General features: G+C 69.9%; 16 protein-coding genes and 2 pseudogenes. 8 read left to right on the forward strand and 10 right to left on the reverse strand.

The window, feature by feature from the left end:
• The 5 genes and pseudogenes from JWP83_RS02560 to hemE all read right to left on the reverse strand — a co-directional run.
• A pseudogene (locus JWP83_RS02560) lies at window positions 1–638 on the reverse strand (PE family protein); the annotation flags it as partial.
• A gap of 114 nt (window positions 639–752) precedes the next feature.
• A complete protein-coding gene (locus JWP83_RS02565) occupies window positions 753–1,502 on the reverse strand; it encodes a class I SAM-dependent methyltransferase (protein ID WP_297725480.1) in 750 nt (249 codons plus the stop codon).
• Window positions 1,499–2,206, reverse strand: a complete 708-nt coding sequence (gene hemQ / locus JWP83_RS02570) for a hydrogen peroxide-dependent heme synthase (RefSeq protein WP_297725482.1) — start codon at window positions 2,204–2,206, stop codon at window positions 1,499–1,501. Before hemQ ends, JWP83_RS02565 begins: the two co-directional genes overlap by 4 nt.
• 5 nt (window positions 2,207–2,211) lie before the next feature.
• The gene (locus JWP83_RS02575; RefSeq protein WP_297725484.1) at window positions 2,212–3,594 is read right to left on the reverse strand and encodes a protoporphyrinogen oxidase; all 1,383 of its coding nucleotides are present in this window, start codon (window positions 3,592–3,594) and stop codon (window positions 2,212–2,214) included.
• Window positions 3,591–4,664, reverse strand: a complete 1,074-nt coding sequence (gene hemE, locus JWP83_RS02580) for a uroporphyrinogen decarboxylase (RefSeq protein WP_297725486.1) — start codon at window positions 4,662–4,664, stop codon at window positions 3,591–3,593. The genes JWP83_RS02575 and hemE overlap by 4 nt, the downstream gene beginning before the upstream one ends.
• Window positions 4,665–4,704: 40 nt before the next feature.
• On the opposite strand from hemE, the gene JWP83_RS02585 reads away from it, so the two are divergent.
• From JWP83_RS02585 to JWP83_RS02595, 3 genes are all read left to right on the forward strand, one after another.
• Window positions 4,705–5,517, forward strand: a complete 813-nt coding sequence (locus JWP83_RS02585) for an enoyl-CoA hydratase/isomerase family protein (protein ID WP_297725488.1) — start codon at window positions 4,705–4,707, stop codon at window positions 5,515–5,517.
• Window positions 5,518–5,681: 164 nt separating this feature from the next.
• Window positions 5,682–6,218, forward strand: a complete 537-nt coding sequence (locus JWP83_RS02590; RefSeq protein ID WP_297725510.1) for a DUF3000 domain-containing protein — start codon at window positions 5,682–5,684, stop codon at window positions 6,216–6,218.
• A 1-nt stretch (window position 6,219) separates the two neighbouring features.
• Window positions 6,220–7,530 (forward strand): ribonuclease D, encoded by a 1,311-nt coding sequence (locus JWP83_RS02595; RefSeq protein ID WP_297725490.1) that lies wholly within the window; start codon window positions 6,220–6,222, stop codon window positions 7,528–7,530.
• 33 nt (window positions 7,531–7,563) lie between these two features.
• Here JWP83_RS02595 and dxs read toward each other — a convergent pair whose 3' ends face one another.
• Complete coding sequence (gene dxs, locus JWP83_RS02600; RefSeq protein WP_297725492.1) at window positions 7,564–9,489, reverse strand: 1-deoxy-D-xylulose-5-phosphate synthase; 1,926 nt, start codon at window positions 9,487–9,489, stop codon at window positions 7,564–7,566.
• 76 nt (window positions 9,490–9,565) lie between these two features.
• Here dxs and JWP83_RS02605 point away from each other — a divergent pair, with 76 nt between their 5' ends.
• Together JWP83_RS02605 and JWP83_RS02610 are read left to right on the forward strand one after the other, a co-directional pair.
• Window positions 9,566–10,009, forward strand: coding sequence for a CBS domain-containing protein (locus JWP83_RS02605; protein WP_297725494.1), 444 nt, complete (start codon window positions 9,566–9,568; stop codon window positions 10,007–10,009).
• Window positions 10,010–10,039: 30 nt separating this feature from the next.
• Window positions 10,040–11,326 carry an ArsB/NhaD family transporter gene (locus tag JWP83_RS02610; protein WP_297725496.1) on the forward strand — a complete coding sequence of 429 codons (1,287 nt, stop codon included), beginning with the start codon at window positions 10,040–10,042 and terminating at the stop codon, window positions 11,324–11,326.
• A 94-nt stretch (window positions 11,327–11,420) separates the two neighbouring features.
• On the opposite strand, the gene JWP83_RS02615 is transcribed toward JWP83_RS02610, so the two are convergent.
• The gene (locus JWP83_RS02615; protein ID WP_297725498.1) at window positions 11,421–12,635 is read right to left on the reverse strand and encodes a class I SAM-dependent RNA methyltransferase; all 1,215 of its coding nucleotides are present in this window, start codon (window positions 12,633–12,635) and stop codon (window positions 11,421–11,423) included.
• A gap of 8 nt (window positions 12,636–12,643) precedes the next feature.
• A complete protein-coding gene (locus JWP83_RS02620; protein WP_297725500.1) occupies window positions 12,644–14,638 on the reverse strand; it encodes an APC family permease in 1,995 nt (664 codons plus the stop codon).
• A 98-nt stretch (window positions 14,639–14,736) separates the two neighbouring features.
• Between JWP83_RS02620 and JWP83_RS02625 the strand changes: the two genes are divergently transcribed.
• Window positions 14,737–15,420, forward strand: coding sequence for a TrkA family potassium uptake protein (locus JWP83_RS02625; protein ID WP_297725502.1), 684 nt, complete (start codon window positions 14,737–14,739; stop codon window positions 15,418–15,420).
• The gene (locus JWP83_RS02630; protein WP_297725504.1) at window positions 15,417–16,091 is read left to right on the forward strand and encodes a TrkA family potassium uptake protein; all 675 of its coding nucleotides are present in this window, start codon (window positions 15,417–15,419) and stop codon (window positions 16,089–16,091) included. Before JWP83_RS02625 ends, JWP83_RS02630 begins: the two co-directional genes overlap by 4 nt.
• Here the strand turns inward: JWP83_RS02630 and JWP83_RS02635 are convergent.
• On the reverse strand, window positions 16,088–16,741 hold the full coding sequence (locus JWP83_RS02635) for a DUF3159 domain-containing protein (RefSeq protein WP_297725506.1): 654 nt from the start codon (window positions 16,739–16,741) through the stop codon (window positions 16,088–16,090). The two genes, JWP83_RS02630 and JWP83_RS02635, sit on opposite strands and share 4 nt — an antisense overlap.
• 24 nt (window positions 16,742–16,765) lie before the next feature.
• On the reverse strand, window positions 16,766–17,134 hold the full coding sequence (locus tag JWP83_RS02640; protein ID WP_297725508.1) for an OB-fold nucleic acid binding domain-containing protein: 369 nt from the start codon (window positions 17,132–17,134) through the stop codon (window positions 16,766–16,768).
• Window positions 17,135–17,270: 136 nt separating this feature from the next.
• Between JWP83_RS02640 and JWP83_RS02645 the strand changes: the two are divergent.
• Window positions 17,271–17,568: pseudogene (locus tag JWP83_RS02645) on the forward strand (alpha/beta hydrolase); the annotation flags it as partial.

A 17,568-nucleotide genomic window follows, 5' to 3' on the forward strand; every position in this document is an offset into this window, starting at 1 on the left:
CCGTCCCCGCCGGTGGTGGCGCCCACGCCGCCGCGGCCGCCGGCCCCGCCGGCGCCCTGGACGGGATTCGAGTTGCCACCGCTACCGCCGTTACCGCCGTGTCCCGTGACGCCGGTGCCGCCGGCGCCGCCGAGGCCGCCGTTACCGGAGATTCCGCCCGCGGTGCCGCCGTTGCCGCCGTCGCCCGTGCTGCCGGTGCCGCCGGGGCCACCGGGGCCGCCGTTGCCCCACAGCAAACTGCCGCAGCCGGCCCCACCGGTCCCACCGGTTCCGCCGTCCCCGCCGGGGCCCCCGAACCCGCCGGAGCCCAACAGCCCACCGGTCCCGCCGGGCCCCCCGGTCCCACCTGTTCCAGCGGGCCCCGCGGCGCCGCCGGCGCCACCGGCGCTGCCGTGGGTCTGATCGGGTCCGCCGAAGCCGAGCAGCCCGCCGGCCCCGCCGGGGCCGCCGTTACCCCCGTGGGTGAGGCCGTATCCGCCGGTGCCGCCGACACCGCCGCCGCCAAACAGCAGCCCGGACCCGCCCGCTCCGCCGTTACCGCCGGTGCCGGTCGGGCTGGCCCCACCGGCCCCGCCCGGTCCGCCGATGCCGAACAAACCGGCCGCCCCGCCGTTGCGATCACAAACGACATCGGACACCTCCCCCGGGTCCGCCGGCGGCCGATCGGACGACCGGCAAGAGCGCAGCATATGCGAACCGCGAGGCGACATGCCGGGTTTGGCAAGAACATCGGCGGGCCGGCTCCTGGAGAGTCAGTCCACCCGGGTGGCGTGAACCTCCCAGAACGGGGCGTGCACCCGGCCGTTGGTCAGCCACGGCTCCATCGCCCGGAACCGCTCCAGCAGCGGCTGCACCTGGTCGGCCATGTCGGGATTGCGCGCGGCCATCATCTCGATGGTCTCGGTACTCAGGTTGACCAGATAGGTCGTCGGGCCCAGGTAGGTGATCTCCCAGCCGCCGATCGGCAGCACGTCACGAAAGTCGTTCTCGGACAACGACCGCATCATTGTGAAGCCATTGACGTCGTGCTCGCCGAACTCGAACATGTACAGTCGCGCCCCCGGCTTGGTCGCCCGGTGCAGCGCCCGCACATACGCCTTCTGCAGGTCGGGATCGGTGCTGAAGGTGTGGTAGAAGGCGCAGTCGACGACGGTGTCGAACCGGTCGTCGAATCCGTCCAGCTCGGTGGCGTCGGCCAGCTCGAAATTCACGGACACCCCGGCCTTTTGGGCGTTCTCCCGGGCCCGCTCCAGGGCGCCCGCCGACCCGTCGACGCCGGTCGCCGAGTAGCCCTGCGAGGCGTAGTAGATCGCGTGGTGGCCCGGGCCGGTGCCCGGGTCGAGCACCTCACCCTTGATCGCGCCCAGCGCAACCAACCGCTGGACCACCGGCTGCGGACCGCCGATGTCCCACGGCGTGGCGGCCGGCAGGCCGTGCGACAGCCGGTCGTCGCGGTACATCTCCTCGAAGCGGGTCGGATCGGTCGGGTCGAATTGGGTCATGGCAGCGCGTTCACCAACTGCTCGACCGGCACCCGCGGCCCGGTGAAGAACGGCGTCTCCGCGCGGGTGTGCCTGCGGGCGTCGGTGGCGCGCAGCTCGCGCATCAGGTCGACGATGCGGTCCAGTTCGGGGGCCTCGAACGCCAGGATCCATTCGTAGTCACCCAGCGCGAAGGCCGGCACGGTGTTGGCGCGGACGTCCTTGTATTCGCGGGCGGCCATGCCGTGCTCGGCGAGCATGCGGCGGCGTTCCTCGTCGGGCAGCAGGTACCACTCGTAGGACCGCACGAACGGATACACGCAGATGTAGGCGCCGGGCTCCTCGCCGGCCAGAAACGCCGGGATGTGGCTCTTGTTGAACTCCGCGGGCCGGTGCAGCGCCACGCTGCTCCACACCGGCGAGCAGGCCCGGCCCAGCGTGGTGGTGCGCCGGAAATCGGCGTAGGTCGCCTGCAGCGCTTCGACGCGTTCGGCGTGGGTCCAGATCATGAAGTCGGCGTCGGCGCGCAGGCCGGCCACGTCGTAGAGGCCGCGTACCACGACGCCGCGCTCCTCCTGCAGCTTGAAAAAGGTCGACGCGTCGTCGATGACGGCCGCGCGCTCCTCGCCGAGCGCGCCGGGCCGCACCGAGAACACCGAGAACATCAGGTAGCGAAGCTGCGAGTTCAGGGCCGCAAAGTCCAGTTTGGAATCGGGTTTGGCCATGGAACCTATCGTGCCACTTCGGCGTCTAAGCCCTCGACGGCCCTGACGACGCGCTCGGCCGCCCGGCCGGCCGCCCCGACGCACGCGGGCACGCCGATCCCGTCGAGGTAGCCGCCGGCAACGGCGAGCGTCGGCGGCAGGCCTTCGCGCACCTCGGCGACCACGTCGGCGTGGCCGGGGCCGTACTGCGGCATCGCGTCGATCCAGCGCTGGACGCGGGCGTCGACGGGATCGACGGCCAGGTCGAACACGTCGACCAGGTCGCTCAACGCCCATCCCAGCAATTCGTCATCCGGGGTGCTGGCAGCCAGGTCGTCACCGAACCGCCCGAACGACAGCCGCAGCAGCTGCGTGTCCCCGCGCCACTTGCGCCCCCATTTTTGAGAAGACAACGTGATCGCCTTGGCGCGCAACGGCTCTCCGCTCGCGACCAGGACACCGGAGCACTGCGGGAACGGGGTATCGGCGGGCACCGCCAGGGCCACCACCACCGACGACGCGCTGTCGATCCGGCGTTCCGCGGCGAAGGTGCGCGGGGCGATCTCGTGGACCAGCGCCGCCAGCCGCCCGGCCGGGACGGCCAGGATGACCGCGTCGGCGTGCCAGCGAGCGCCGGTGCCGTCGAGCAGGGACCAGCCCGGCTCCGCGGGGTCGAGCCGTTCCACCGCGGCCCGGACCCAGCGCGGCCGGGCGCGCTCGACGAGCTCGTCGATCAGCACCTGGTAGCCCCCGTCGATCGCCCCGAAAACCGGCGCGCCGGTGGCCGGCGGCAACCCCCGCCGGACGGCGTCGGTCAAGCTGGCGGCGCCCCCGTCGAGGGCCGCCGCCACGCTGGGGGCGGCCGCGCGCAGGCCGATCGTCGCCGCGGAGCCCGCGTACACCCCGCTCAGCAGGGGATCCACCGACCGGGCCACGACCTGCGAGCCGAACCGGTCGCCGATCAATTCGGCCACCGAGGGGTCGCTGCCGGGTTGCCAGCCCAGTGGGCGGGCGGGCTCGGCGTGGATGCGCGCGACCGTCGCCTCGTCGACCAAGCCCGCCACCGCGGCCGCCGACGACGGGATTCCGACGACCGTGCCGGCGGGCAGCGGGTGCAACTCTCGCTCGCTGTAGATCAGCGGCCGGGCTCCGGTGGTGGCCAGCTGGCGCCCCGACAGGCCCAGCTCGGCCAGCAGCGCCGGCACCTCGGGTCGGCGCAGCACGAACGCCTCGGCGCCGAGGTCCATCGGGCGCCCGCCGACCTGCTCGGTGCGCAGGATGCCGCCGAGCCGGTCGGCGGGATCGAACAGCGTGATCGTCGCGTCAGCGCCGGCGGCCGCGCGGAGCCGGTATGCCGCCGTGAGCCCCGAAATTCCTCCGCCCACAACGCAATACGAGCGGGCCGTCATAGCGAATGGACCAGCGAAACCAGGTCGGTCAGCACGCCGGGGTCGGTCTCGGGCAGCACCCCGTGGCCGAGGTTGAAGACGTGGCCGGTGGCGCCGGCGTCGACGGCGCGGCGTCCGTCGTCGATGACCGCCCGCGCGGCGCGTTCGGCCACCGGCCAGCCCGCCAGCAGCACCACCGGATCGAGGTTGCCCTGCAACGCCGTGCCCGGTTCGACCCGGGCGGCGGCGTCGGCCAGGGAGGTTCGCCAGTCCACCCCGACGACGGTGGACTGGCCGGGTTTAATGCCGCACTTGAGCGCCGCGGACATGGCGCCGAGCAGTTCGGCGGTCCCGACCCCGAAGTGCGTCATGGGCACACCGTATTCGGACAGCGTCGCGAAAACCCTTGAGCTGTGCGGCGACACGTATCGGCGGTAGTCGGCCAGCGACAGCGTGCCCGCCCAGGAATCGAACACCTGGATGGCGTCCACGCCGGCCTCGACTTGCCCGCGCAGGAACGCGACGGTGAGGTCGGTCAGCTTCGACATCAGCGCGTGCCAGCTCGCCGGTTCGGCCAGCATCATCGCCTTGGTGCGCGCGTGGTTACGGCTGGGGCCGCCCTCGACGAGGTAGGACGCCAGCGTGAACGGCGCGCCGGCGAAACCGATCAGCGGAACGTCGCCCAGCTCGCCGATCAGCAGCGAAACCGCTTCGCATATCGGCTGAATCGCTTGCGGGTCAAGGGGTTTGAAGGCGTCGATGTCGGCGTCGGTGCGCACCGGGTGCGCGATCACCGGCCCGACGTCCGCGACGATATCCAGGTCGACGCCCGCGGCCCGCAGCGGCACCACGATGTCCGAGAACAAGATCGCCGCGTCGACGCCGTGGCGACGTATCGGCTGCAGCGTGATCTCGCAGGCCACCTCGGGCTCGAAGCAGGCCTCCAGCATGCTCTGCCGTTCGCGCAACGCCCGGTATTCGGGAAGCGAGCGACCGGCCTGCCGCATGAACCACACCGGCACCCGGCCGGGCTTGCGACCGGCGACGGTGGCCAGATACGGCGACTCGGTAAGGTCGCGACGAGTGCTCATCGTGCTCAATGCTGCCACGACCTTCAGGAGCGCCTCGACAATGCCCAAGCCGGTCATCTACGACGACTTCCCAAGCCTGCGCTGCGAACCCAGCGAAAGCGGAGTGCTGACCCTGGTTCTCGATGCCCCAGGGCTGAATTCGGTCGGCCCACAGATGCACCGCGACCTGGCCGACATCTGGCCGGAGATCGATCGCGATCCCGACGTGCGCGTCGTCCTGGTCCGCGGCGAGGGCAGGGCCTTCTCCTCCGGCGGCAGCTTCGACCTGATCGCCGAAACGATGGGCGACTACGAGGGCCGGATCCGGATCATGCGCGAGGCTCGAGACCTGGTGCTCAACATGGTCAATTTCGACAAGCCCGTGGTCTCGGCCATCCGGGGGCCCGCCGTCGGCGCGGGCCTGGTGGTGGCCCTGCTCGCCGACATCTCGGTGGCGGGCCGGACCGCCAAACTCATCGACGGGCATACCAAGCTCGGGGTGGCCGCGGGCGACCACGCCGCGATCTGCTGGCCGCTGCTGGTCGGCATGGCCAAGGCCAAGTACTACCTGCTCACCTGCGAGACGTTGCTCGGCGAGGAAGCCGAGCGCATCGGCCTGGTCTCCACCTGCGTCGACGACGACGACGTGCTGGCCACCGCCACCCGCCTGGCCGAGAACCTGGCGCGGGGCGCGCAGGACGCGATCCGCTGGACCAAGCACAGCCTCAACCACTGGTACCGCATGTTCGGGCCCACCTTCGAAACATCGCTCGGCCTGGAATTCCTCAGTTTCAGCGGCCCCGACGTCCATGAGGGCCTCGCCGCGCACCGCGAGAAGCGCCCGGCCCGATTCAACGGCGGAACGGCCGTCTGAGCAGGCATTATGTCCTTTGCGAGGCCCCGATAATCCCTGGTAACGGCTTGGTCGCGACGGGCGCGAAATTCGGCGCGCCTGTTTCGGCGTGTCGGTCGATAGGTCTACCGTCGAACGCTGTGACGTCAGGTGAACCGGCCCCATTCCGCGAGGCGGTAGCGGCGATGAACGCCGTAACCGTGCGGCCGGAGATCGAGCTGGGCCCGATCCGTCCGCCGCAGCGCCTTGCGCCCTACAGCTACGCCCTGGGGGTCGAGGTCAAGCATCCCGACCTCGAGATCGTCCCGGAGCGATCCGAGGGCGACGCGTTCGGCCGGCTGATCCTGCTCTACGACCCGGACGGCGCCGACGCGTGGGACGGGACGATCCGGCTGGTCGCCTACATCCAGGCCGACCTGGATCCCAGCGAGGCCGTCGATCCCCTCCTGCCGGAGGTGGCGTGGAGCTGGCTGGTCGACGCGCTGGAGTCGCGCCTCGAGCACACCACGGCCCTGGGCGGCACCGTCACCGCCACCACATCGGTGCGCTACGGCGACATCTCCGGACCACCCCGCGCCCATCAGTTGGAGCTGCGGGCGTCGTGGACGGCGACCACCCCCGACGTCGGGGCGCACGTCGAGGCGTTCTGCGAGGTGCTGGAGCACGCCGCGGGCCTGCCGCCGTCCGGAGTCACCGACCTGAGCTCGCGGTCACGCGCCTGACATGGGCGAACCGGGGGCCCCCGGGCCCGACCGCACCGCGCCCGACAGCACCCCACCCGAACCCACCCCGCTACTGCACCCGGCCGACGGGGTTCCCGATCTCGCGGTCAGCGTCCGTCAGATCGAGGCGGCCGCGCGACTCCTGGACCGCGGGCGGGGCCCGTTCGCGGTGGACGCCGAGCGGGCCTCGGGTTTCCGCTACTCCAACCGGGCCTACCTGATCCAGATCCGGCGGGCCGGGTCCGGCACCGTGCTCATCGACCCCGTCAGCCACGGCGGCGACCCGCTGACGGCGCTGCGGCCGGTCGCCGAGGTGCTGGGCACCGACGAATGGATCCTGCACTCCGCCGATCAGGACCTGCCGTGCCTGGCCGAGGTCGGCATGCGGCCGTCGGCGCTGTACGACACCGAGCTCGCCGGACGGCTGGCCGGCTTCGACCGGGTGAACTTGGCGACCATGGTCCAGCGGCTGCTGGGTCTCGGGCTGGCCAAGGGCCACGGCGCGGCGGACTGGTCCAAGCGCCCGCTGCCCGCCGAATGGCTCAACTACGCGGCCCTGGACGTGGAATTGCTCATCGAGCTGCGCGCCGCCATCTCCGATGAGCTGGCCCAGCAACACAAAACCGATTGGGCCGCACAGGAATTCGACTATCTGCGGAGCGCGGGCGCCCGGGAGATCACGCGACGGGACCGCTGGCGCCGGACGTCCGGGATCCATCGGGTGCGTGACCGGCGCGCGCTGGCCGCGGTCCGCGAATTGTGGACGGCGCGCGACCGCATCGCCCAGCGCCGCGACATCGCACCCCGCCGCATCCTGCCGGATTCGGCCATCATCGACGCCGCGATCGCCAACCCGAAGACGGTCGAGGGCCTCGTCGCGTTGCCGGTGTTCGGTGGGCGCAACCAGCGCCGCAGCGCCGAGATCTGGTTGGCGGCGCTGGAAGCGGCCCGGCAAAGCCAGAATCCGCCGGACGAGGCCGAGGCGCCCAACGGGCCCCCACCGCCATCGCGGTGGAGCAGGCGCAACCCCGAGGCCGCCGCGCGGCTGGAGGCGGCGCGGTCGGCGCTGGCGGAAGTGTCGCAGCGGGTGAGCGTCCCCACGGAAAACCTGGTCGCGCCCGACCTGGTGCGACGGCTGTGCTGGGATTGGGAGCCGGCGCCGGATCCCGACGGGGCCGTCGACGAGTTTCTGCGCGCCGGGCAGGCGCGGGCGTGGCAGCGGGAGCTCGTGGACCCGGTTTTGGCCCGGGCGTTGCAGCCGCCGGAAGGCACCGACACCGAAATCGACGGCATCGTGGAAAAGTTCGAGTGAACCGCGCGCTAATGTCGATTTCGGCGTGGACCGTTAGTCCAGGTGCTCCCGGATCTCGGCCTCGCTGACGGCGGCGCCCAGCGCCGCGACCCAACCGGTGACGCGGCGGGCGATGTCCTGGTCGGTCAGCCCGAAATCGGCGAGCACCTCACCGCGCGAGGCGTGGTCGTAGAACTGCTGCGGCAACCCGACGTCGCGGCAGGGCGTGTCGATCTCCGCGCGCCGCAGCGCGGCCGACACGGCCGACCCGACGCCGCCGTTGACGCCGTTGTCCTCGCACGTGACGACCAGCTTGTACTGGGCCGCCATTTCGACGACGCCGTCCGACACCGGCAGCACCCAGCGCGGGTCGATCACCGTCACACCGATTCCCTGGTTGTGCAGCCGCTTGGCCACCTGTAACGCCATCGGCACGAACGCGCCGACGCCGATGAGCAGCACGTCGTGGTTCAGCCCGGCCGCCGGCACCGCGAGCACATCAATACTCGACACACCAGCGCCGTGACGCTTGAGGGCCGGAATATCCTCGCCCACATCGCCTTTGGGGAAGCGGAGGGCCGTCGGCCCATCATTCATGTCGAGGGCCTCGCCGAGTTCTTCACGCAACCGGGTCGCGTCGCGGGGGGCGGCCACCCGGATGCCGGGCACGATGTTCAGCATCGACAGGTCCCATATGCCGTTGTGGCTGGCGCCGTCGTTCCCGGTGATCCCGGCCCGGTCGAGCACCATGGTGACGGGCAGCTGGTGCAGCGCCACGTCCATCATGATCTGGTCGAAGGCCCGGTTGAGGAACGTCGAATAGATGGCGACCACCGGGTGCATGCCGCCCATCGCCAGCCCGGCCGCCGACGTCATCGCGTGCTGCTCCGCGATGCCGACGTCGAACAAGCGATCCGGGAAGTGACGCCCGAACGCCGTCAGCCCGGTTGGGCCGGGCATCGCCGCGGTGATCGCGACGATGTCGCGGCGCTTCCTGGCGTAGCCGACGAGTGCGTCGGAGAAGGTCGCCGTCCAGCCCGGGCCGGCGATCTTGGTGGCCAGGCCGGTGGCCGGGTCGATCACACCGCAGGAATGCATCTGCTCGGCCTCGTCGTCCTCGGCCGGCGCGTAACCCATGCCCTTTCGGGTGCCGACGTGCACGATCACCGGGCGCCCGAAGCCGCGGGCGTGGCGCAGCGCGGCCTCCACCGCGCGCTCGTCGTGCCCGTCGACCGGGCCGACGTACTTCAGGCCCAGGTCGGTGAACAGCAGCTGCGGCGACAGCGAGTCCTTGATGCCGGCCTTCACGCTGTGCATGAAGCGGTAGGCGATCTGGCCGAACAGGGGCAGCGCACGCACCATGTCGCGGCCGCGCGCCAGCGCCTGCTCGTAGGCGGGCTGCAGACGCAGCGTGGCCAGGTGGTCGGCGACGCCGCCGATGGTGGGCGCGTAGCTGCGGCCGTTGTCGTTGACGACGATGATCACCGGGCGGCGCGAGGCGGCGATGTTGTTCAGCGCCTCCCAGCACATGCCGCCGGTGAGCGCGCCGTCCCCGACGACGGCCACCACGTGCCGGTTGCGGTGCCCGCTCAGCTCGAACGCCTTGGCCAGACCGTCGGCGTACGACAGCGCCGCGCTGGCGTGGCTGGACTCGACCCAGTCGTGCTCGCTCTCGGCGCGCGACGGATACCCCGACAGCCCGCCCTTCCTGCGCAGGCTCTCGAAGTCGTGCGCGCGCCCCGTCAGCATCTTGTGGACATAGGCCTGGTGGCCGGTGTCGAAGATGATCGGGTCGTGCGGCGAGTCGAACACCCGGTGCAGCGCCAGCGTCAGCTCGACGACGCCGAGGTTGGGCCCCAGATGCCCCCCGGTGGCAGCGACCTTGTGGATCAGGAACTCGCGAATCTCGGCGGCCAGATCGCGTAGCTGCTGTTGGGAAAGGTGCTCCAGATCAGCGGGCCCGCGGATCTGTTCCAGCATCCCGCTAGTTTACGCAGCGACCGCCGGATCACTAGCTTCTAACGAGGCCCAACCAGCCCGCGATATTGTCTCCACTATGCGCGCCGCGGACCTCGCCGAGGACTTCCCGGTCGTGACCGTGGAGTCCGATGCCCTCGATGCCGCCCGCCTGCTTGCCGAGCACCGCCTGCCCGGGATAGTCGTCACCGACAGCTCCGGGAAACCCTTCGCGGTGCTGCCGGCGTCTCAGGTGGTCCGGTTCATCGTGCCCCGGTACGTGCAGGACGACCCGTCGCTGGCCGGTGTGCTCAACGAATCCGTGGCCGACCGCGCCGCGGACAAGTTGGGCGGAAAGACGGTCGGCGACATGCTGCCCGACCACCTGACCAACGTGCCGTGGGCACACGCGGACGACACGATCATCGAGGTGGCCGCGGTGATGGCGCGGCTGCGCAGCCCCCTGATCGCGGTGGTCAAAGACAAGACATTGGTCGGCGTCATCACCGCATCGCGTCTATTGGCTGCGGCACTCAAACCCTGATCCCAAAGCCTTGAGCACACAGGACAATCGATGAGCGTCGTCGCGGTCGTCGTGTTCGTCGTCGCCTACGCGCTGATCGCGAGCGATCGCGTCCACAAGACGTTGGTGGCGCTGGCGGGCGCGGCGATCATGGTCGCCCTGCCGGTGATCGATTCCGACGACGTGTTCTACTCCCGCGTCACCGGAATCGATTGGGACGTCTTGTTTTTGCTGCTGGGCATGATGATCATCGTCAGCGTGCTGCGGCAGACCGGCGTGTTCGAATACACCGCGATCTGGGCCGCCAAGCGCGCCCGCGGCTCCCCGCTGCGCATCATGATCCTGCTGGTGCTGGTCACCGCGATCGCGTCCGCCCTGTTGGACAACGTCACCACGGTGTTGCTGATCGCCCCAGTCACGCTGCTGGTGTGCGACCGGCTCGCGATCGGCCCGGCGCCGTTTCTGATGGCCGAGGCGTTCGCGTCGAACATCGGTGGCACGGCGACACTGATCGGCGACCCGCCCAGCATCATCATCGCCAGCCGGGCGGGCCTGAGCTTCAACGACTTTCTGATCCACCTGACGCCGATAGTGATCATCATCATCGCGGTCTTCGTCGCAGTGCTACCCCGCCTGTTCCGGGGCGCGTTCGAAGTGGATCCCGAGCGGGTCGCCGACGTCATGTCGCTGGAGGAGCGCGAGGCCATCCGCGATCCGCGGCTGCTCATCAAGTGCGGCGTCGTGCTGCTGGCGGTGCTGACCGCGTTCGTCGCCCATGGGCCGCTGCACATGGCCCCGTCCATCGCGGCGCTGCTGGGCGCCGGCATCCTCATCGTGATTTCGGGGCTCGAACATTCCGACTATCTGTCCAGCGTCGAATGGGACACGCTGCTGTTCTTCACCGGGCTGTTCGTCATGGTCGGGGCCCTGGTCAAGACCGGCGTCGTCAACGACCTGGCGAAGGTGGCCACCGCCGCGACCGGCGGGCACGCCTTGTTCACGACGATGCTGATCCTGGCGGTGTCGTTCGTGTTCAGCGGCCTCATCAACAACGTTCCCTACGCCGCGACGATGGCACCGATCGTCGCCCAACTGATTCCGGCGGAGGGCCACGCCAACCCGCAGGCGCTGTGGTGGGCCCTTGTCCTCGGCACCGATCTCGGCGGCAACCTGACCGCCGTCGGGGCCAGCGCCAACGTCGTCATCCTTGGAATCGCCCGGCGCGCCGACAGCCCCATCTCCTTTTGGGAATTCACCCGCAAGGGTGCTGTGGTCACGGCGATCTCGGCTGGGCTCGCGGCGGTATACCTGTGGCTGCGGTATTTCGTGATGAGCTGACTCGAGACTGCAGCGACGGCGCCGAGCCTGCGTGTAGAGCGCCCGAAACGCCTTGAGGCACACCCTGAGCGCAGTCTCGACGCGGAGCCGAGCCTCAGCGCGTCAGCAGCGCCACGCATTCGGTGTGGTGGGTCAGCGGGAACGCATCGAACACCCTGATCTCCTCGACGGCGTAGCCGTGGCCGCGGTAGAGGCCGATATCGCGCGCGAAAGACGCCGCCTCGCAGCCGATGTGGACCACGCGCGGGACGCCGGCCCCGGCCAGCAGGTCGATGACGTCGCGCCCGGCACCGGCCCGCGGCGGATCCAGCACCGCGACTTCGGCTCTTGAGGCGCTCGCGCCTCGCGCCGTCAGCGCCCGGCGGACCGAATCGGTGACGACGGTGACCTGCGGCAGGTCCGCCAGCGCGGTTCGAGCGGCCCGCGTCGCCGAGCGCGAGGTGTCGATGGTCAAGACCTGACCCGATTCCCCCACCGCATCCCCGAGCGCGGCGGCGAAAACGCCGGCGCCGCCGTAGAGATCCCAGACGGTCATGCCGGTGCTGGGTTGCGCCCAGTCGGCGACCAGATCGCTGTAGACCCCGGCCGCGTCCCGATGCGCCTGCCAGAACGCGGTGACCGGCACCCGCCAGCTGCGCGCGCCCACCCGCTGCACCGCCTCGTAGCCGCCTTCGGCCACCGTCGTCGCGGTCTGCCCGCCCTGTCGCAGGGTGCGCACCACGTGGCGCTCGCCGTCGTCGTCGAGGGCCACGTGCAGCTGCGCGCCCGGGGCCAACTCGGCCTTGAACAAACCCTCAGCGAGCCCGTCCAGCATCCCCGCCGGCAGCTGCGCGCAGCGCAGGTCGGTCACCAACTCGTCGCTGTGGTACCGGTGGAAGCCGGGCCGGCGATCCGCGCCCACGTCGAGCCGGACCCGGGTGCGCCAACCGGTGGGGCCGGAATCCGACAATGGTTCGGCCCCCGCCTCCGCTCCGCTCCAGCGGTGTCCGCCCAGCCGTTGCAACTGATTGGCCACGACTTGGGCCTTGAGAGCCCGGGTCGCCTCGGGCGTGGCGAACGCCAGGTCGCAGCAGCCGGCGCCGTCGACCCCGGCGATCGGGCACAGCGACGCGACCCGATCCTGCGACGGCTCGATCACCTCGACAACCTCTGCGTGCCAATAGGAGCCGCGCTCGGCGGTGACGCGCACCCGCACCCGCTCGCCGGGCAGCGCGTAGCGGACGAACACGACCCGGCCCTCGTGATGCGCGACGCAGCTTCCCCCGTTGGCCGGAGCGCCGGTGACCAGCGTCAGTTCGTTGGGCGTCAACTCAGTGCTCAGTCGAAGATTCCGCGGCGGGCGTCGCCGGGCGCCGCGTGCGGCTGGAGTGCCTCGAGTCGCTCCGACGAAGTCAATTGCCACGGAACGGAAGTCACCATCACGTTGGGCATGAACAGCAACCTGCCCTTGAGCCGCAGCGCGCTTTGGTTGTGCAGCACCTGCTCCCACCAATGGCCCACCACGTACTCGGGGATGAACACCGTCACCACGGTGCGCGGCGAATCCTTGCTGATCCGTTTGACGTAATCGAGTATCGGGCGGGTGATTTCACGGTACGGCGAGGCAATGACCTTGAGCGGCACACTGATATCGCTTTCCTCCCACTTGTGCACCAGATCGCGGGTTTCCGCGTCGTCGACGCTGACCGTGAGGGCCTCGAGCACGTCCGGACGGGTGGCACGCGCGTAGGCCAGCGCACGCAGCGTCGGCAGGTGCAGCTTCGACACCAGCACCAGGGCATGATTGCGGCTCGGCAAGACCACATCGTGCTGGGCGGCGGCCTGCTCCTCCAATTCCCGCCTGACGGTGTCGTAGTGCCGGTGGATCATCTTCATGATGAGGAACAGCAAACTCATCGCGAAGAGGGCGATCCACGCTCCCGCGGCGAACTTTGTGACCAGGACGACCACTAGCACCGCACCGGTGGAAAGCAATCCGACCGTGTTGACCACCCGCGAGCGCATCATCTTGCGCCGCACCCGCGGATCGGTCTCGTTGCGCAGCAACCGGGTCCAGTGCCGGACCATGCCGATTTGGCTCAGCGTGAACGAAATGAACACGCCGACGATGTAGAGCTGAATCAGCGCGGTCACCTCGGCGCGGAACGCGATGATCGCCAACAGGGCCGCCGCCGACAGGAACAGGATGCCGTTGGAGAACGCCAATCGGTCTCCGCGCGTGTGCAATTGGCGCGGAAGATAACTGTGCTGCGCCAGGACCGAACCCAGCACCGGGAACCCGTTGAACGCCGTGTTGGCCGCCAGCACCAGGATCAGCGCGGTCACCGTGGCGATCAGCAGGAACCCGAGGTGGAAGCTGCCGAACACGGTATCGGCCAGCTGGGTGACCAACGTCTTCTGGTAGTAGTTCGGCGGGGCGCCGCTCAGTTGCGTCGCCGGGTCCTCGACGATCTGAACCCCGATCTTCTCGGCCAGCACGATGATGCCCATCAGCAGAGTCACCGCGATGCCGCCCAGCATCAGCAGGGTCGTGGCGGCGTTGCGCGACTTGGGCTTCTCAAACGCCGGCACCCCGTTGCTGATCGCCTCGACACCCGTCAGCGCCGCGCACCCCGAGGAGAACGACCGCGCCACCAGGAACGCCAACGCCAAGCCGACGACCGGGCCGTGCGCGGCATGCATCTGGAAACCGGCGGACTCCGCCCGCAGCGGATTACCCAGCACGAAGATCCGGAACAGGCCCCACCCGATCATGGCGAGGACTCCGATGATGAACGCGTAGGTCGGCACGGCGAAAGCCACCCCGGACTCACGAATCCCGCGCAGGTTCAACGCCATCACAAGCAGGATGGCCGCCACGCAGAACAACACCTTGTGTTGGGCCACCATCGGGATCGCCGAGCCGATGTTCGACATCGCCGACGCCGTCGAGACAGCAACGGTGAGAACGTAATCCACCATCAGGGCGCTAGCGACCACGAGGCCGGCGGTGTCGCCGAGGTTGGTGGTGACCACCTCGAAGTCGCCACCGCCCGACGGGTAGGCGTGCACGTTCTGTCGGTAGCTGGCCACCACGACCAGCATGACCGCGGCCACAGCAAGACCGATCCACGGCGTCAGCGCGTAGGCGGTCACCCCGGCCACCGAAAGCATCAGGAAGATTTCCTCGGGGGCGTAGGCCACCGAGGACAGCGCATCGGAGGCGAACACCGGTAAGGCGATCCGCTTGGGCAGCAGCGTGTGGCTCAGCCGGTCGCTGCGTTGCGGCCGGCCGATGAGCAACCGGCGCGCAGCGGTCGAAAGTTTGGACACGAGAGCCAAGAGTAAGCCCAACCGGGCTTGGTAGCGTTCCGTAGGCGGAGTGTTCGGGACGGGCCGGACAGCGCAGGACGCAGCCGAGAGGACCTCAAGTGCGCGTGGTTGTGATGGGTTGCGGCCGGGTGGGCTCCTCGCTGGCCGACGGGCTCTCCCGCATCGGCCACGATGTGGCGGTCATCGACCGCGACAGCACCGCGTTCAACCGGCTCAGCCCAGAATTCGCGGGCGAGCGGGTCCTGGGCCAGGGCTTCGACCGGGACGTACTGCTGAGTGCCGGCATCGAGCAAGCCGATGCGTTCGCCGCGGTGTCATCCGGGGACAACTCCAACATCATCTCGGCCCGGCTGGCCCGGGAGACTTTCGGCGTCCGGCGCGTCGTCGCCCGCATCTACGACGCCAAGCGCGCCGAGGTCTACGAGCGCCTCGGCATCCCGACGATCGCCACGGTGCCGTGGACCACCGATCGCCTGCTCAACGCGCTCACCCGGGAAGGCGAGACCGCCAAGTGGCGCGACCCGACCGGCACCGTCGCCGTGGCCGAGGTCGATCTGCACGAGGACTGGGTGGGGCACCGGGTCACCGAGCTGGAGCAGGCCACCGGCGCCCGGGTCGCGTTCTTGATCCGGTTCGGCACGGGCGTGTTGCCGGAGCCCAAGACGGTCATCCAGGCCTGCGACCAGGTCTACATCGCCGCGATCTCCGGCCGCGCCGCCGAGGCGGTGGCCATCGCGGCGTTGCCACCCAGTGAGGACCTCGAGGCGGGAGCGCTCAAATGAAAGTAGCTGTCGCCGGGGCCGGCGCGGTCGGCCGGTCGGTCAGCCGCGAGCTGGTCGGCAACGACCACGACGTGACCCTGATCGAACGCAACCCCGACCACGTCGACGTCGACGCCATCCCGGCCGCGCATTGGCGCCTGGGCGACGCCTGCGAACTGAGCCTGTTGGAGTCGGTGCACCTGGAGGATTTCGACGTGGTCGTCGCCGCGACCGGCGATGACAAGGTCAACGTGGTGCTCAGCCTGTTGGCCAAGACGGAGTTCGCCGTGCCGCGGGTGGTGGCCCGGGTCAACGATCCGCGTAACGAATGGCTCTTCACCGATGCCTGGGGCGTCGACGTGGCCGTGTCCACGCCGCGGATGCTGGCGTCGCTGATCGAGGAGGCCGTCGCAGTCGGGGATCTGGTGCGGCTCATGGAATTCCGCAGGGGCCAGGCCAACCTGGTCGAGATCACCCTGCCCGACGACACGCCATGGGGCGGCAAGCCGTTACGCCGGCTGCAGCTGCCGCGGGACGCCGCGCTGGTGACGATCCTGCGCGGCCCGCGCGTCATCGTGCCGGAAGCCGACGAGCCGCTCGAGGGCGGCGACGAACTGCTCTTCGTCGCGGTCACCGAGGCCGAGGAGGACCTGCGCAAGCTCCTGCTGCCCGACGCGGAGGCCGGCGACTAGTCGGCCAGGGTTTCCGCGGATGCGGCGCCGGCTCCCTCGTGGGCCGGAAAGGCGCGCTGCGCGGCCTTGATCGCCGCATACGTCGCCAGCGCCGCCAGCACCGTCAGCGGCCAGCCCATCGCGATCCGCGCCACCCCCAGCCAACCGGTCTGATCGGCGTCGTAGAGGAGCCGCTGGACCACGAACCGCGCGCCGAACACCAGCGTCCAGCAGAGCGAGGCGATGTCGAACGCGTAGACGGCCCGGGGCACGGCGCGCCAGCCACGGTCACGCCCGGTGGCCCAGCTCCAGGCGTAGCCGACCAGCGGCCGTCGGATCAGCACCGAGGCCGCGAAGACCACCGCCCACAGCAACGACATCCAGATGCCCAAAAGGAAATAGCCCTTCGACTGCCCCACGACATAGGCGATCAGCGCGCAGACGGCGACGCCGATGAAACCCGAAAACGCCGGCTGGGTCGATTCCCGCCGAATCAGCCGCCACAGCAACACCAGTCCCGCCACGCCCAGCGCGGTCGCGATGGCGGCCAACAAACCGGACAGGCTGGAAACCGCCACGAAGGCCACCACGGGCAGCGACGAGTAGATGACACCGCTCAGCCCGCCCACCTGTGCCAGCAGCCGGTCCGGGGAGGCGCGATTAGTGGTCACCGTGCCCCCGATTCGCTGGGACGGTCACCGTTGAATTTCGTAGTGCGGGTTGTAGATGGCCTTGGTCCCGTTCTCGAGCTTGCCCAGGCGACCCCGCACGCGGAGCGTGCGGCCGGAGTCGATGCCGGGGATGCGGCGTTGACCCAACCACACCAGGGCGACCGTGTCGGTGCCGTCGAACAGTTCCGCGCGGACCCCGCCGGAACAACCCTTGCCGTTCGTTTCCACGCTGCGCAAGGTGCCGATCATGGTGACCTCCTGGCCACGCTGGCAATCGATCGCACGCTGCGCGCCGGTGCTGTCGACTTCGTCGGACAGCTCTTCGGAGTCACGTTGCTCCGGGTCCTCCGTCAATCGACGGGTGAGCCGGCGCAGATATCCTTGGGCCCCCATGGCCACTCCTGACAGTGCTGATAAAGCTTCGGCGCTTTCTCTATGCCAACGGACACCGTAGACCTGTTGGTTCCCCGGCGCCAACCGAACCAAACGTGTTGTTGGACCCATCGGGACGCCCGGGCAATATCGAAGGGTGACTGTCGATCTGCGGGGTGTCGCGACGGTGTTGTTGCCCGGAACCGGCTCCGACGACGACTACGTCTACCGTTCGTTTTCCGGCCCGTTACGGGAGGTCGGCGCGACGCTGGTGGCCCCGCCGCCCCGGCCGGGTCGATTGATCGACGGCTACCTGTCGGCGTTGGACGATGCCGCGCGCGACGGCCCGATCGGCGTCGGCGGTGTCTCGATCGGCGCCGCGGTGGCGGCCGCGTGGGCGCTGGCCGTCCCCGAGCGCAAGGTCGACGTCCTGGCCGCGCTGCCGGCCTGGGCCG

This window comes from Mycobacterium sp. (assembly GCF_025965855.1).
GTDB lineage: Bacteria > Actinomycetota > Actinomycetes > Mycobacteriales > Mycobacteriaceae > Mycobacterium.